Source organism: Aeromonas cavernicola (assembly GCF_002795305.1).
Classification (GTDB): domain Bacteria; phylum Pseudomonadota; class Gammaproteobacteria; order Enterobacterales; family Aeromonadaceae; genus Aeromonas; species Aeromonas cavernicola.
The window spans coordinates 1-13,824 of the sequence record NZ_PGGC01000067.1; the positions used below are offsets into that span (position 1 = coordinate 1).

General features: G+C 52.8%; 16 protein-coding genes and 1 pseudogene. 8 read left to right on the forward strand and 9 right to left on the reverse strand.

The window, feature by feature from the left end:
• The 4 genes and pseudogenes from CUC53_RS19555 to CUC53_RS07365 all read left to right on the forward strand — a co-directional run.
• Positions 1-75: IS1 family transposase (locus CUC53_RS19555; RefSeq protein WP_420808048.1), on the forward strand; the 75-nt coding region annotated here is incomplete at its 5' end.
• On the forward strand, positions 76-378 hold the full coding sequence (locus CUC53_RS07355) for a TrmH family RNA methyltransferase (RefSeq protein ID WP_272896759.1): 303 nt from the start codon (positions 76-78) through the stop codon (positions 376-378).
• A gap of 2 nt (positions 379-380) precedes the next feature.
• Positions 381-942 (forward strand): annotated as a pseudogene (locus tag CUC53_RS07360) (Crp/Fnr family transcriptional regulator).
• Between the two features lie 56 nt (positions 943-998).
• On the forward strand, positions 999-1,451 hold the full coding sequence (locus tag CUC53_RS07365; protein ID WP_100293557.1) for a GNAT family N-acetyltransferase: 453 nt from the start codon (positions 999-1,001) through the stop codon (positions 1,449-1,451).
• Positions 1,452-1,567: 116 nt separating this feature from the next.
• Here the strand turns inward: CUC53_RS07365 and thyA are convergent, their stop codons facing one another.
• The 4 genes from thyA to rppH form a co-directional block, all read right to left on the reverse strand.
• Complete coding sequence (thyA, locus tag CUC53_RS07370) at positions 1,568-2,362, reverse strand: thymidylate synthase (RefSeq protein WP_100293558.1); 795 nt, start codon at positions 2,360-2,362, stop codon at positions 1,568-1,570.
• Positions 2,359-3,186, reverse strand: a complete 828-nt coding sequence (gene lgt, locus CUC53_RS07375; RefSeq protein WP_100293559.1) for a prolipoprotein diacylglyceryl transferase — start codon at positions 3,184-3,186, stop codon at positions 2,359-2,361. The genes thyA and lgt overlap by 4 nt, the downstream gene beginning before the upstream one ends.
• Before the next feature lie 67 nt (positions 3,187-3,253).
• Complete coding sequence (gene ptsP, locus CUC53_RS07380) at positions 3,254-5,533, reverse strand: phosphoenolpyruvate--protein phosphotransferase (protein WP_100293560.1); 2,280 nt, start codon at positions 5,531-5,533, stop codon at positions 3,254-3,256.
• 12 nt (positions 5,534-5,545) lie between these two features.
• On the reverse strand, positions 5,546-6,073 hold the full coding sequence (gene rppH, locus CUC53_RS07385) for an RNA pyrophosphohydrolase (protein WP_100293561.1): 528 nt from the start codon (positions 6,071-6,073) through the stop codon (positions 5,546-5,548).
• A gap of 729 nt (positions 6,074-6,802) precedes the next feature.
• Between rppH and mutH the strand changes: the two genes are divergently transcribed.
• Positions 6,803-7,477 (forward strand): DNA mismatch repair endonuclease MutH, encoded by a 675-nt coding sequence (gene mutH, locus CUC53_RS07395; RefSeq protein WP_100293563.1) that lies wholly within the window; start codon positions 6,803-6,805, stop codon positions 7,475-7,477.
• Positions 7,478-7,557: 80 nt separating this feature from the next.
• Positions 7,558-7,881: an isoamylase early set domain-containing protein gene (locus tag CUC53_RS07400; protein WP_100293564.1), complete on the forward strand. Its 324-nt coding sequence runs from the start codon at positions 7,558-7,560 to the stop codon at positions 7,879-7,881.
• Positions 7,882-7,981: 100 nt separating this feature from the next.
• Here CUC53_RS07400 and rplS read toward each other — a convergent pair whose 3' ends face one another.
• The 5 genes from rplS to ffh form a co-directional block, all read right to left on the reverse strand.
• Positions 7,982-8,329, reverse strand: a complete 348-nt coding sequence (gene rplS / locus CUC53_RS07405; protein WP_005313505.1) for a 50S ribosomal protein L19 — start codon at positions 8,327-8,329, stop codon at positions 7,982-7,984.
• A gap of 32 nt (positions 8,330-8,361) precedes the next feature.
• On the reverse strand, positions 8,362-9,111 hold the full coding sequence (gene trmD / locus CUC53_RS07410) for a tRNA (guanosine(37)-N1)-methyltransferase TrmD (protein ID WP_100293565.1): 750 nt from the start codon (positions 9,109-9,111) through the stop codon (positions 8,362-8,364).
• A 34-nt stretch (positions 9,112-9,145) separates the two neighbouring features.
• Positions 9,146-9,667: a ribosome maturation factor RimM gene (gene rimM / locus CUC53_RS07415; protein WP_100293566.1), complete on the reverse strand. Its 522-nt coding sequence runs from the start codon at positions 9,665-9,667 to the stop codon at positions 9,146-9,148.
• Positions 9,668-9,691: 24 nt separating this feature from the next.
• Complete coding sequence (rpsP, locus tag CUC53_RS07420) at positions 9,692-9,940, reverse strand: 30S ribosomal protein S16 (RefSeq protein WP_005340392.1); 249 nt, start codon at positions 9,938-9,940, stop codon at positions 9,692-9,694.
• Between the two features lie 177 nt (positions 9,941-10,117).
• A complete protein-coding gene (gene ffh, locus CUC53_RS07425) occupies positions 10,118-11,494 on the reverse strand; it encodes a signal recognition particle protein (RefSeq protein ID WP_100293567.1) in 1,377 nt (458 codons plus the stop codon).
• 202 nt (positions 11,495-11,696) lie between these two features.
• Here ffh and CUC53_RS07430 point away from each other — a divergent pair, with 202 nt between their 5' ends.
• Both CUC53_RS07430 and CUC53_RS07435 read left to right on the forward strand, forming a co-directional pair.
• On the forward strand, positions 11,697-12,485 hold the full coding sequence (locus tag CUC53_RS07430; protein WP_100293568.1) for a cytochrome C assembly family protein: 789 nt from the start codon (positions 11,697-11,699) through the stop codon (positions 12,483-12,485).
• Between the two features lie 35 nt (positions 12,486-12,520).
• Positions 12,521-13,801: an HlyC/CorC family transporter gene (locus CUC53_RS07435; RefSeq protein ID WP_100293569.1), complete on the forward strand. Its 1,281-nt coding sequence runs from the start codon at positions 12,521-12,523 to the stop codon at positions 13,799-13,801.
• Positions 13,802-13,824: the final 23 nt, after the last annotated feature.

The window sequence follows — 13,824 nt, forward strand, 5'->3', positions numbered from 1 at the left end:
ATCTGCTTCTCTCGTTCCATTGAGCTCCACGAGAAAGTGATTGGCGCCTTTATAGAAAGGCATCATTTCAACTGATTGGCGGCATTACCCCCAGCCGAATTGTGTGCGTCAAGCCCCCGCACCCTGCGCGAGTTGCAGGAGCGCGGGGTTTGGATCGTCGGCACGGCGGGTGAGGCCGATCACGACCTCTATCAGGCCAAGCTGACCGGCCCGATGGCGCTGGTGATGGGCGCCGAGGGCAAGGGGATGCGGCGCCTGACCCGCGAGCACTGCGATGAGCTGGTGAGCATCCCGATGGCGGGGGCGGTATCGAGCCTCAACGTCTCGGTGGCGACCGGTGTCTGCCTGTTCGAAGCCGTGCGCCAGCGCCGCGTTTAATCATGCTGACTGGCAGAGCGCCCTTCGCTGGGGCGCAGGTCGCACAGACAGAGGAGGCCGTCGGCCTCCTCTCTTTTGCCCGCCCGCTGACCCTCAGCCCGAAAAGCTGCCTTTGGCATGTGGGTGATGCTGGTCAGGGTGAAACAGGGGCTGCTGCGGGCCAAGCTGGTGCTGGAGGATGGCCGCGAGTACACCAAGGAGTTCTATTGGGAGGGGGACGAGTTTCTCGACTTTCACCACCTGCTCAGCGGTGAGCCCGCCCGCTATAGCGTAGAGGCGTTGGAGCCCTGCCACTTGCAGCTGTTTAATCTAGCTGACTTGCGCCAGCTACCCGACTGGCCACGCTGGTATCAGCATCTGTTGGAGGTACAGCTGCGGATCAAGGAGGAGAAGGAGCTGTTGCTGCTAACTGGTCGTCCACAGGCACGCTATCAGCACTTTCGCGACAACTTTCCCGTACTCGATGCCAGAGTGCCGGATCACCAGATCGCCGCTTATCTTGGCATTACCCCCATCAGCCTGAGCCGGATCCGCAAGCGGTTAAAAGAACTTAACAAAGGTTAATGTCGCCATGCTGTTAGGCAATTATGCTGGGCGGCTGAATTGATAAGGAGTGACCGATGAATTGGAAACTGAAACCTTGGTCTGAGCTGACCACCGATGAACTATATGAGTTGCTAGCGCTGCGGGCTGAAGTCTTTGTCGTCGAGCAAACGTGCCCTTTTCAAGATCTCGATGGGCAGGATCGTCGCCCTGGGGTGCTACATCTGCTGGGCTATCAAGACGATCAGCTGGCTGCTTATGCTCGGGTCATGGCACCTGGGATTGGCGATGAAACTGGGGTTGCTATTGGGCGGGTGGTGACGGCGCCTCATGCCAGAGGGGCTGGCCTTGGTCATCAACTGATTGGGGAAGCGCTCAAGGCCTGCGCTCGCTATTGGCCTGATCACAGCATTTGGCTGGGGGCACAAGCGCACTTGCAAGGGTTTTATGGCCAGCACGGTTTTGTCGCCGAGGGCGAGGGCTATCTTGAAGACGATATTCCCCATATGGGTATGCGCAAAGTCAGCTAGTGGTTACGTCACTGCTCTTTGATCCAACCATTTTTTGATCCAACCACTCGTTGATCCAACCATTCAGCCACGGCCTTGGGGTCGTGGCTGAATGGTTTATCGGTCGAGCTTGTCGTTTAAATCGCGACGGGGGCTTTGATCGCGGGGTGAGGATCGTAGCCTTGGATCTCGAAATCGTCGAACTGATAATCAAAGATAGAGTCCGGTTTACGCTTGATCACCAACTGCGGCAACGGGCGTGGCTCGCGGGAGAGCTGTAGCGCGGTCTGCTCCATGTGGTTGGAGTAGAGATGCACATCACCACCGGTCCAGACGAAATCCCCCACTTCCAGATCGCACTGTTGGGCCATCATATGGGTCAGCAGGGCGTAGCTGGCGATGTTGAACGGCAGGCCGAGGAACACATCACAGCTGCGCTGGTAGAGCTGGCAGGAGAGCTTGCCATCCGCCACATAGAACTGGAACAAGGCGTGGCAAGGGGCCAGCGCCATTTTGTCCAGCTCGCCCACGTTCCAAGCCGAAACAATAATCCGCCGCGAGTCTGGGTTTTGTTTGATATCGTCGACGGCTTTTTGGATTTGGTCGATGACGCTGCCATCTGCTGCAGGCCAGGAGCGCCACTGGGCGCCATACACCGGCCCCAGATCGCCCTCTTCATTGGCCCACTCATCCCAGATGCTGACGCCGTTTGCCTTCAGATAGGCGGTATTGGTATCGCCATTGAGGAACCAGAGCAGCTCGTGAATGATGGAACGCAGGTGACACTTCTTGGTGGTGACTAGCGGAAAGCCTTCCGCTAGGTTGAAGCGCATCTGATGGCCGAACAGCGAGACGGTGCCGGTACCGGTACGGTCGGACTTGACGGTGCCCTCATCGAGGATTTTTTGCATCAGCTCGAGATACGCTTTCATTGCTTTGCCTCTTTTGTCCCGTTACCGAACAACTGCGGCCGTTGGTAAGCCACCCAGATCATCAGGGCGCCAATGATGATCATCGGGGCAGAGAGGATTTGACCCATGCTGATCTGCTGAAAGTAGAGGCCTAGTTGGCTGTCTGGCTGACGCACAAATTCAACCAAGAAACGGAACAGGCCGTAGAACAGCAGGAACATGCCGGAGATGGCGCCACGGGGTGGGTTTTTGCGCCAAAACAGGTTGAGAATGAGGAATAGCACCACGCCTTCTAGGGCAAATTGATAGAGCTGGGAGGGGTGGCGAGGCTCGGAACCGGCTTCCGGGAAGATGATCGCCCAAGGTACATCGGTGACTCGACCCCACAGTTCACCATTGAGAAAGTTACCGATCCGGCCGACGCCAAGGCCAAAGGGAATGAGAGGGGCGACAAAATCAGCCACGGTGAAGAAGTGCCGTTGGGTTTTGTAAGCAAACCAGATCATGGCGGTGATAACCCCGATCAGCCCACCATGGAACGACATGCCCCCAGTCCAGATTTTGAATAAATAAAGCGGGTCGGCCAGAAACAGATCGAAGTTGTAGAACAGCACATAACCGACACGACCACCGAGGATCACCCCTAAAAAACCGTAAAATAGCAGGTCAGAGACCTCATTACGGGTCCAGCCGCTGTTGGGCGTATCGGCACGGCGCCCCGCTAACCACATAGCAAATGCGAAGCCAACCAAGTACATCAGGCCATACCAGCGTACCGATAGTGGTCCTAAACTGAATGCGACAGGATCAACCTGCGAGAAAACCCAATATCCATCGTGCTGCATTGTACGGCCTCAGTAATAACAAAAGCCGCATTCTCCGATCATTCGACAGTTGGAACAAGACAGAATATCAATCGGCTAGCGTGGTCTTGTGGCCGGCCCGGACTAAGCCCCCTAAACCATGCTCTTCCAGATAACGCGCAAATAAGCCGCGCAGCACATGGGGATTGTCATGCTTGAGGCCGGTTTTCATCAGGAGGGCCAACTCATCGAGATGTGATTGCCGCAGCATATATTTGATCCGAGCGATATTGTGGGTATTCATACTAAAACGGCGGTAACCCATGGCAAGTAACAGCAGCACCCCCACAGGATCACCGGCCAGTTCGCCACAGACCGAAATGGGCTTCTGGTAGTGGTGGGCAGCATCGACCAGCAGCTGGAGGGCGCGGATCACCGCCGGATGGAAGGCGTCGTAGATATTGGCAACCCGCGCGTTATTGCGGTCCACGGCCAACAAATATTGGGTCAGGTCGTTACTGCCTACTGACCAGAAGTCGGTGAGCGGTGCAATCTCGGGGAGGATATAGAGGGCAGAGGGGACTTCGATCATGACCCCGAGGCTGGGATAACGGATCTCCGCACCTCGGCTCTGTGCTTCGTCCGATACCTCACGCCATGCTTGATCCAGTAAGCGGCGCGCCGCCTTGATCTCGCTGACGCTGCTGATCATCGGCAGCATGATGGCCAAATTATCAAGCCCTTCACTGGCCCGTAGCATCGCCTTGAGCTGTACCAAAAATAGCTCGGGGTGATCGAGGGTAATCCGGATCCCCCGCCAGCCAAGAAACGGATTCTCCTCAACAATGGGGAAATAGGGTAATGGCTTATCCCCGCCGATGTCTAAGGTCCGCATACACACTGGGCGGTGCCGATAGGTTTCTAAAATACCGCGATAACGGGCGGTTTGTTCCCATTCTGAAGGGAAGCTGTCTTGCAGCATAAAGGGGATTTCGGTGCGATAGAGCCCCACCCCATCCGCCAGATGATTGAGTGATATTTCGGTATCTGCACTGAGCCCAGCGTTTAATAGCAAGGACACTGGCGTACCGTCAGCGGTTTCCGAGGGGTGGCTATCAACAGTGCGCACCAAGGAGTCAAGTGCCTGCTCCTCACGGAGCAGTTGACGGTACTCAGTCAGGATCACCTGATTAGGTTCGATGAAGAGATCACCGCTATAACCATCGAGTACCAACATTTTGCCGCCAATGTCCCCAAGCGGTAGGTCTACTCCCATGATCGCAGCAACGCCCATGGCACGGGCTAAGATGGCCGCGTGGGAGTTGGTTCCCCCTTTGAGCGAGACCACCCCAGTCAGATATTCACGGGGCACTTCGGCCAGAATGGTGGCGGTGACCTCATCGGCAACTAGTACCACAGGTTCACCAATGGTGATGTGTTCGGGTTCATTTTGTACCAAGCGACTGATCAGCCGCTGGGCAATATCTTTCACATCTGTGGAACGTTCTTGCAGGTAGGGATCTTTCATCCCTTTAAATTGATCGATGAGACGATCACTGACTAATTTGACCGCAGATACGGCGGTCCAGTGCTCTTTGGTGACTTTATTGCGAATCGGTTTGATGTAGCCTGGGTCACTTAGCAAATGCAGATAGATATCGAAAATGGCCACTGAATCTTGGTTATAACTCTCACGAAAACGCAGCGCTACGCTTTCTAGATCATGGCGAACCTCTTCCACCGCCACATCCAGTCGTTGTAGCTGGGTAACATGATCGTCATCTTTACGCGGGGTGATCGAATGAAGTGCTTTACGAGGGCGCCATACCCAGGCTTTCGCAATCGAGATGCCGCTCGCCCCTGCAATACCGCGCAGTGGCTTGCTCCAATCGGTTTTCTGCAACCATCCCTTGGCCTGTGCCTGAGTGATATGGGCGGCCAGCTGTGCCGCCAGCGTCACCATGAAGGACTCTTCTCCTTCATCGAAACGGCGACTCTCTTTTTGTTGCACCACCAAAATACCGACAGCATGGCGCTGGTGCATGATGGGGGCCCCGAGAAAAGAGCGAAAATCATCCTCGGCCACGTCGGGCAAAAATTTAAAGCTAGGGTGGGCAGGGGCATCGGCTAGGTTAATGAGCTCTTCGCGCTGCCCCACCAAACCAACAATTCCCTGTTCAAAGGGGAGCGTGACTTTACCTACCGCTGAGTGGGCTAGGCCATCGGTTGCGGCCAAGCGATAACGCCGCATATCAGGTTCGGAAACATAGACAGAACAGCAATCAACCGCCATGGCTTGCCGAGTCTGACTCACCAGTGCTTGTAATGCTTCTTCGAGGGTATTGGCCTCGGCCATACTCTCGACGATCTGTCTTAGTTCCGTTAGCAACGTCGATGCTCCTTAACGAGAGCGGTTGCGCCGCCCATCCTTTTTATTCACCTGTACCACTGGAACCGGCATTGCCAGCGGCGCAAACTCTTTCATGATCCGCCGGTACACCTCGCGCTTAAAGGAGACCACTTGGCGTACCGGGTACCAGAAACTGACCCAGCGCCAATCATCAAACTCAGGATGACCATGGCAGCCAAACTGGATCCGAGACTCCCTGCCAGGCCCTAGCTGCAACAGGAACCATTTTTGTTTTTGACCAACACAGACTGGTGAACTGTCCCAGCGAACAAGACGTTTGGGTAAACGATATTTTAGCCAGTTACGGCTGGTGGCCAAAATGGTCACATCCTCGGGCTTGAGGCCAATTTCCTCATATAGCTCTCGATACATGGCCTGCTCTGGCGTCTCACCATTATCAACCCCTCCTTGCGGAAACTGCCAGGAGTGTTGTCCATAACGCTTAGCCCATAACACTTGGCCGTCACGGTTACAGATCACGACGCCGACATTGGGACGAAATCCGTCACCATCAATCACGTGATCACCTTACTAAAGGCTGAATCTATAAGAAGATTGTTCCACATTCACTGCACGGCAGCAAATAAGGAGTTCATCACCTTGTTCATGAATAACTTTTAATTTCAAGCCTACTTATGAACAAAATTAGCATTGCTAACCAACTGGTTGCCCACGTTATATGTGTATAAAGCTGTGGGTAAATAGGTATAGGCACTATTTATTGGCTAAAAATAAAATTTTACCAAGCGAACTTCATCATACTGAAAAATCAATTAATGTCATTAAATACAACAAATTAAATGTAATTCACTGGATCTTGATCCAGATAGGCAGTGCGTTGAAACAGCGGGGGCTGATTGTGAACAAGTTTAACTGCTTAAAGAATGAACGCCACTATGTTATCCACAGATTCAAGATGGTGATCTGATTAAAAGCACGACTAAAATTGTGATGACCGCGAATTTTTTGTCATCGCTAAGTGAGGGATCGCTATTTTTTGCACTTATCCAATATTTCTGTGGATAACTATGTGCAGCATCTTCGGTAAACCCTTGGACAACTGTTTTTAGCTATTTTCAAGCTGATAAATATCACGCCAATGGCAACTAAAAACGTTTTAAATCATAATGATGCGTTGTATTTTTCGATGTTATCTCTTTTCCTAGAGAACGGTTGAAAATAGCTTATAAAAGCAGCACTTTTTAGCAGTTCATCTGAACAACGCAAATGAACAGGATCGCGATAACCATGCCGGCACCTCCTCAATCAGAACAAGAATTACTGGCCCGCGCCGAAGAGATCGCAGGTTTTACCCTTGCTCAACTGGCGCATAATGCGGGGGTTAGTGTGCCCCGAGATTTGCGAAGAGATAAGGGATGGATTGGCCAGCTGATAGAGTGGCAGCTTGGCGCCAGTGCCGGTAGTAAACCCGAGCAGGACTTTCCTAGCCTTGGCATCGAGCTCAAGACCATTCCCATCGATCCTCAAGGGCGACCGCTGGAGACGACGTTTGTGTGTGTCGCCCCGCTGATTGGCATCAGCGGTCAACGCTGGGAAGCCTCTAATGTGCGCAACAAACTTTCCCGCGTGCTTTGGGTACCGATAGAGGGAAGTCGTGATATCCCAGTGGGTGAACGGCGGATTGGTATGCCGCTGCTGTGGAGCCCTAATGAAATAGAAGAGCGTTTACTACGCCAAGACTGGGAAGAGCTGATGGATATGATCGTCTTGGGGGAAGTGGAGCAGATCAGCGCACGACATGGGCAGGTGATGCAGTTGCGGCCCAAGGCTGCCAACAACAAGGCGCTGACCCGCGCTATTGGTCGGGATGGTCAACCGATCATGACGCTTCCCCGTGGTTTTTACCTCAAGATCGACTTCACCCACGGGCTGTTGCAGCGCCACTTTGATTTGCCAATTTAAGCTGTTTTATCAATATCCTTGTCATAAGATGGTATAAAAATAACCTGTCGTTATGTTCCGCTCACAGACAAGGAGGCGTTATGCCGCTCATCAAACAGTTCCTAAAATCTAAACCCGAGGTCAAAGTCACGTTTGCCGTAGAAAAAGTTGCCGCTGCAGATGCCGAACAGGTCAGATTGATCGGTGAGTTTACTCAGTGGCAACCGGTCGAGCTAAAACGCACGAAGAGTGGTGAGTTTAAAGCGACGCTGAGCTTGCCGACCGATGGCCCAGAGAGTTTCGAGTATTGCTACCAGCTCATCACGCCAGAGGGTGAGACTGTTTATGATAATGACTGGGAAGCGGATGATTATGTGCCAGGGCCGTTTGGGCGGGATAACTCGGTGGTACGGGTTAACCAGTAACCATAGTTACGGTTCGGATACAAAAAAGGCTCGCCATTGGCGAGCCTTTTCACTACCTGTCGAGCTGTTTGGCAATATGCCAAGACCAATTCGAATCGAATTAGTTGAGCTTCTCTTTGATACGAGCAGCTTTACCGGACAGGTTGCGCAGGTAGTACAGTTTGGCGCGGCGAACATCACCACGACGCTTCAGTTCTACACTGTGGATCAGCGGAGAGTGAGTCTGGAATACACGCTCAACACCTTCGCCGTTAGAAATCTTGCGAACGGTGAACGCAGAGTGCAGACCGCGGTTACGCTTGGCAATGACGATGCCTTCGAAAGCCTGCAGACGCTCTTTACCACCTTCTTTAACACGAACTTGAACACGTACGGTGTCGCCCTGGGCAAAAGCCGGGATGTCGGTACGCAGTTGCTCTTGTTCAAGCTGCTGAATAATCTTGCTCATTGTCTTTCCTTACCTAGGATAAACTGAAAACTCTACTTAACGCTGTCACGCACTTCGCGGACATACTCGGCAAGAAGTGATTCTTGCTCGTCAGTCAGAGCTAGGTTGTTAATAAGTTCCGGCCTTCTTTGCCAGGTTCGTCCGAGTGACTGTTTGAGACGCCAGCGCCGAATCACGTCGTGATTGCCGCTTGTCAGCGCCTCGGGCACCGCCAGCCCATCCAACACCTCCGGCCGAGTATAGTGGGGATGATCCAGCAAGCCATCCGTAAAGGAGTCTTGCTCGGCACTGGCCTGATCGCCCAAAACCCCAGGAACCAGACGCGAAACCGCATCGATCAGGGTCATGGCAGGCAACTCGCCACCACTTAACACGTAATCCCCGATAGACCACTCTTCGTCGACTTCGGTTTGTATCACGCGTTCATCGATACCTTCGTATCGACCGGCGACCAGAATCAGTTTTTGATTCGTCGCCAACTCGGTCACGCCCGCTTGAGTCAGCTTGCGCCCCTGAGGAGAGAGATAGATGACTTTCGCCCCGTCTCCCGCCGCTTGCTTGGCTGCATGAATCGCATCACGCAGCGGCTGAACCATCATTAACATGCCGGGCCCACCACCATAAGGACGATCATCGACCGTACGGTGTTTGTCGTGGGTAAACTCCCGAGGGTTCCAGCACTCAATCTGCAGCAGGCCACTCTTGACGGCCCGACCCGTTACCCCGTGCTCGGTAATGGCTCGGAACATTTCAGGGAAGAGGCTAATAACCCCAATCCACATAAGAAACCTCCGGCACCCGTGTTAGCGCGGGAAACTAGAAACCAGGATCCCAATCAACTTCGATTGTTCGAGCAGTCAGATCAATATTCTTGATCACCTGCTCTTCTAGGAACGGAATCAACCGCTCCTTTGCACCAAAGGCATCTTTTACATTAGCCTCAACCACCAACACATCGTTGGAGCCGGTTTCCATCAATTCGGTTACCTTGCCTAGGTCGTATCCCTTAGTGGTGACTACGGTGCAACCAATCAGGTCACGCCAGTAGAACTCGCCTTCGGGCAACGCAGGCAACAGATCAGCGGGTACGCCGATCTCGACATTGGTCAATGCCAGGGCATCTTCGCGCACATCGATACCATCGAGTTTGCAGATAAGGCCCTTGTTGTGACGCTTCCAAGATGACACCTGAATTTCACGCCACGCCCCGTTCTGATTAATCAGCCAGGGGTTGTAATCGAAAATCGCTTCGGCAACATCGGTGAAGGAGTTCACTTTTAGCCACCCCTTGATGCCGTATACGGTACCTAGGGTGCCAAGAACTATAGGTTTTTCCACCTTAACTCCTTACCGTTTGGCTGATTAAGCAGCTTTTTTAGCGTCTTTGATCAGCTTGGCAACGCGGTCAGAAACAGCGGCACCAGTAGCAACCCAATGCTCGATACGAGCCAGGTCCAGGTTCAGCTTTTCAGCTTGACCAGCAGCAACCGGGTTGAAGAAACCAACGCGCTCAATAAAGCGACCATCACGGGCGCAACGGCTGTCAGAAACTACTACCTGGTAAAATGGACGCTTTTTCGCGCCACCACGTTGTAAACGAATGGTTACCATATCGTCCTCATTAACATCTAATGAACAAGGCCCGCAAACACGCGGACCCTAGCTTAAAATAAGCCGCGTAATTCTACTTGGATTCGTAATAATTGCAACCAAGCCAGTCATTTTGACGCAGTGCTGTAATAAAAAGGGGTCTGCTGTTTGCAGACCCCTTGCCATATATTGGGTGGATTAAAACGGACCGCGTCCTCCTCCGAATCCCGGGGGGAGCATGTTTTTCATCTGCCCCATCATCTTGCGCATGCCTCCTTTGCCGGACATCTTCTTCATCATGCGCTGCATTTCGGTGAACTGCTTGAGCAGTTTGTTCACGTCTTGAACCTGTGTACCAGAACCAGCGGCGATACGGCGCTTGCGGGAGCCCTTGATAAGATCAGGATGAGCGCGCTCTTTAGGCGTCATGGAGCTGATAATGGCTTCCATCCGGACGGTGAGCTTGTCATCCATCTGATCTTTGATATTGTCCGGCAGGCCCGACATGCCTGGCAGCTTGTCGAGCATTCCCATCATGCCGCCCATATTGCGCATCTGGGCCAATTGTTCACGAAAATCTTCCAGATCAAAGCCTTTGCCGCTCTTGACCTTGCTGGCCAGCTTGGCCGCTTTCTCTTTATCGACGTTGCGCTCGACTTCCTCGATGAGCGACAGCACATCCCCCATACCAAGGATGCGGGAGGCAAGACGGTCTGGGTGGAATGGCTCCAGCGCATCGGTCTTTTCGCCCATACCGATAAATTTGACCGGCTTGCCAGTAATGTGACGTACCGACAGGGCGGCACCCCCACGAGCATCACCGTCAGCTTTAGTCAGGATCACACCGGTGAGTGGCAGCGCCTCGTTGAACGCCTTGGCGGTATTGGCGGCATCCTGACCGGTCATAGCATCGACCACAAACAGCGTCTCGACCGGCTTGATAGTAGCGTGCAGCTCCTGAATTTCGGCCATCATTTCGCCATCGACGTGCAAGCGGCCTGCGGTATCGACGATCACCACGTCATAGAATTTCTTGCGCGCTTGATCAATCGCTGCCGTAGCGATGGTGAGCGGCTTCTGGCTAGCATCGCTTGGGAAGAAGTCGACCCCGATGTCACCAGCCAAGGTCTCCAGCTGCTTGATCGCCGCAGGGCGATAGACGTCGGCACTGACGACCAGCACTTTCTTCTTGTTGCGTTCTTTGAGCAGCTTAGCCAGCTTACCGACGGTAGTGGTTTTACCGGCGCCTTGTAAACCAGCCATCAGGATAATCGCTGGCGGCTGGGCCGCCAGATTGAGCTGCTCGTTGGCTTCTCCCATCACAGTGACCAGTTCGCCGTGCACAATCTTGATAAAGGCCTGACCTGGGCTCAGGGATTTGGCCACTTCTTGGCCGACAGCCCGTTCCTTGACGCGAGCGACAAAATCACGCACGACTGGCAGAGCGACATCTGCCTCGAGCAGCGCCATGCGAACTTCGCGCAGGGTCTCTTTGATGTTCTCTTCGGTCAGGCGACCACGGCCGCTGACATTGCGCAAGGTGCGCGTGAGTCGTTCAGTCAAATTCTCAAACATGACGCATTCCGGTTCTTAGCGTGACAAATGGGGGCATTATAACCCAGAGCTAGCGCGAGGACGATGATTCGCCGTCACCGCGCTTTATCCTGCTTCATTATCTATATGTGGGCAGATAGGCTGCGTCACAACTGGCGACCATTTCTCGTGCAAGGTATACTGCCCCTCTTATCCTTAACGCGTATGCATCAACGACCTGGTTATGATCGTCATCTCTGTTCTGGCCCTGGCGTTCTATTTGCTGGCCATTTTTGCCTCTGTGCATCTGCTACTGAGCGCCAAGCCGGTAGGCCTGCGTTCACTCTATGCTTGCGTCTGGTTTGCCTTGATCGGCCATGCGACCGCCCTCGGTACAGAGGTCCTACCAGGGACGGGCCAGAACCTGAGCATGCTTAATGTGGCCTCGCTAGTAAGTCTGATCATCAGCGTTTTTATGACCTGCATCAGTCGCCGCTTCAACGGCTGGATCTTGTTGCCGGTGGTATATAGTTTCTCTACATTGCTGCTGACAGCAAGTGCGCTGATCCCTGGGCGCTACATCACCCATTTAGAGGCACATCCTCAGTTACTACTGCACATCGGTTTGGCACTGATGGCTTACTCGGTATTGATGATCGCCTGTCTGTTTGCTCTCCAACTCGCCTGCTTAGACAAACAGCTCAAGTCGCGCAAGCTTAGTCAGCTACCCACCATGCCCCCCTTAATGACGGTAGAGACACGGCTGTTTCAGCTGATCTTTGCTGGGGTAGTGTTGCTGACCCTTTCTATCGCCTCTGGGCTTTTCTTTCTCGAAGATATGTTTGCCCAGGGTAAATCTCACAAAGCGGTGTTGTCGATCCTCGCGTGGTGCGTTTATGTGGTGCTGCTCTGGGGCCATCACACCTACGGCTGGCGTGGCCGTCGGGTGATTACCCTGAGCTTGCTCGGTTGTTTTATTCTGACACTGGCCTATTTTGGTAGTCGTTTCGTCAAAGAAGTACTGCTCAGTTAATCCTCGTTTGTCATACCAAGCCCAAGGAGATTTTTTTGGACAGCATCGCAACGAGTACGTTACTTCTAGTGCTCGTCATCCTGATTCTTCTCTCTGCCTTCTTTTCTAGTGCTGAAACCGGCCTAATGTCGATTAATCGTTACAAGCTCCGACATTTGGCGCAAACCAAGCATAAGGCTGCGCGCCGAGTAGAAAAGTTACTATCTCGGCCCGATCGTTTACTGGGGTTGATCTTGATTGGTAATAATCTGGTCAATATCCTCGCCTCCGCCATCGCCACCATCGTCTGTATCCGGCTGTTTGGTGATCTCGGGGTCGTGATTGCAACGTTCGGGTTGACGCTGGTGGTGCTGGTTTTTGGCGAAGTGACTCCCAAGACGCTAGCTGCGATGTTTCCCGAGAAGATCGCCTACCCTGCCTCTTGGATACTAAAAGGCTTGATGGTGCCATTTTCCCCTCTGGTTTGGTTGGTTAACGGCATCACCAGTGGCCTGATTAAGTTGCTCGGGCTCAAGCCCAGTAAGGATGACTCTCTCAATACGGAGGAGCTGAGAACCATCGTCAACGAAGCAGGGACGCTGATCCCGCAGCATCATCAGGAGATGTTGCTCAGTATTTTGGATCTCGACAAGATGCTGGTCGAAGACATCATGGTGCCACGTAGCGACATCTATGCCATCGATATCAATGACGACTGGAAGCGTATTCAGCGCCAGCTAGCCCATTGTGCTCACACCAAAATCCTGCTCTATCGCGACAACATCGACGATGTGGTGGGATTTTTACACGCTCGCGATGCCTTGCGATTGATGGCCAAGGATCAGTTCAATAAATCGAGCCTATTGCGAGAGGTGGACGAGATCTATTTTATTCCGGAAGGGACTCCCCTCAACGTGCAGTTGGCCAAATTCCAGCGTAATAAGGAGCGGATCGGGCTTATCGTTGATGAATATGGCGATATTCAGGGATTAATCACCCTCGATGACATTCTTGAAGAGATTGTGGGCGATTTCACCACCTCAATGACACCCACTCCTAGCGACGAAATTCATCCCCAGTCGGATGGCTCTTTCCTTGTCGAAGGTTCTGCGAGTATTCGTGAACTCAACAAGGAGATGAATTGGCAGCTGCCTATCGACGGTCCTCGCACACTCAATGGGCTTATTCTTGAATATCTGGAAGAGATACCTCAACCTAATATAAGTATTCGGCTTGCTGGTTATCCTATTGAAATATTGGATGTTGAAAATAATATGATTAAAATGGCTAGAATTATGCCTGCGTTGTACCAAGTAACGTCAGAAGATAAACAGTAACAGGGGATGGATATAAAAGTTGA

Excerpts from the sequence above, each read along its gene's own strand:
- rplS (WP_005313505.1), bottom strand. The coding sequence starts at position 8,329 with ATGAGCAAGATTATTCAGCAGCTTGAACAAGAGCAACTGCGTACCGAC.
- rpsP (WP_005340392.1), bottom strand. The coding sequence starts at position 9,940 with ATGGTAACCATTCGTTTACAACGTGGTGGCGCGAAAAAGCGTCCATTT.
- trmD (WP_100293565.1), bottom strand. The coding sequence starts at position 9,111 with ATGTGGATTGGGGTTATTAGCCTCTTCCCTGAAATGTTCCGAGCCATT.
- CUC53_RS07430 (WP_100293568.1), top strand. The coding sequence starts at position 11,697 with ATGATCGTCATCTCTGTTCTGGCCCTGGCGTTCTATTTGCTGGCCATT.
- mutH (WP_100293563.1), top strand. The coding sequence starts at position 6,803 with ATGCCGGCACCTCCTCAATCAGAACAAGAATTACTGGCCCGCGCCGAA.
- thyA (WP_100293558.1), bottom strand. The coding sequence starts at position 2,362 with ATGAAAGCGTATCTCGAGCTGATGCAAAAAATCCTCGATGAGGGCACC.
- CUC53_RS07365 (WP_100293557.1), top strand. The coding sequence starts at position 999 with ATGAATTGGAAACTGAAACCTTGGTCTGAGCTGACCACCGATGAACTA.
- ffh (WP_100293567.1), bottom strand. The coding sequence starts at position 11,494 with ATGTTTGAGAATTTGACTGAACGACTCACGCGCACCTTGCGCAATGTC.
- CUC53_RS07400 (WP_100293564.1), top strand. The coding sequence starts at position 7,558 with ATGCCGCTCATCAAACAGTTCCTAAAATCTAAACCCGAGGTCAAAGTC.
- lgt (WP_100293559.1), bottom strand. The coding sequence starts at position 3,186 with ATGCAGCACGATGGATATTGGGTTTTCTCGCAGGTTGATCCTGTCGCA.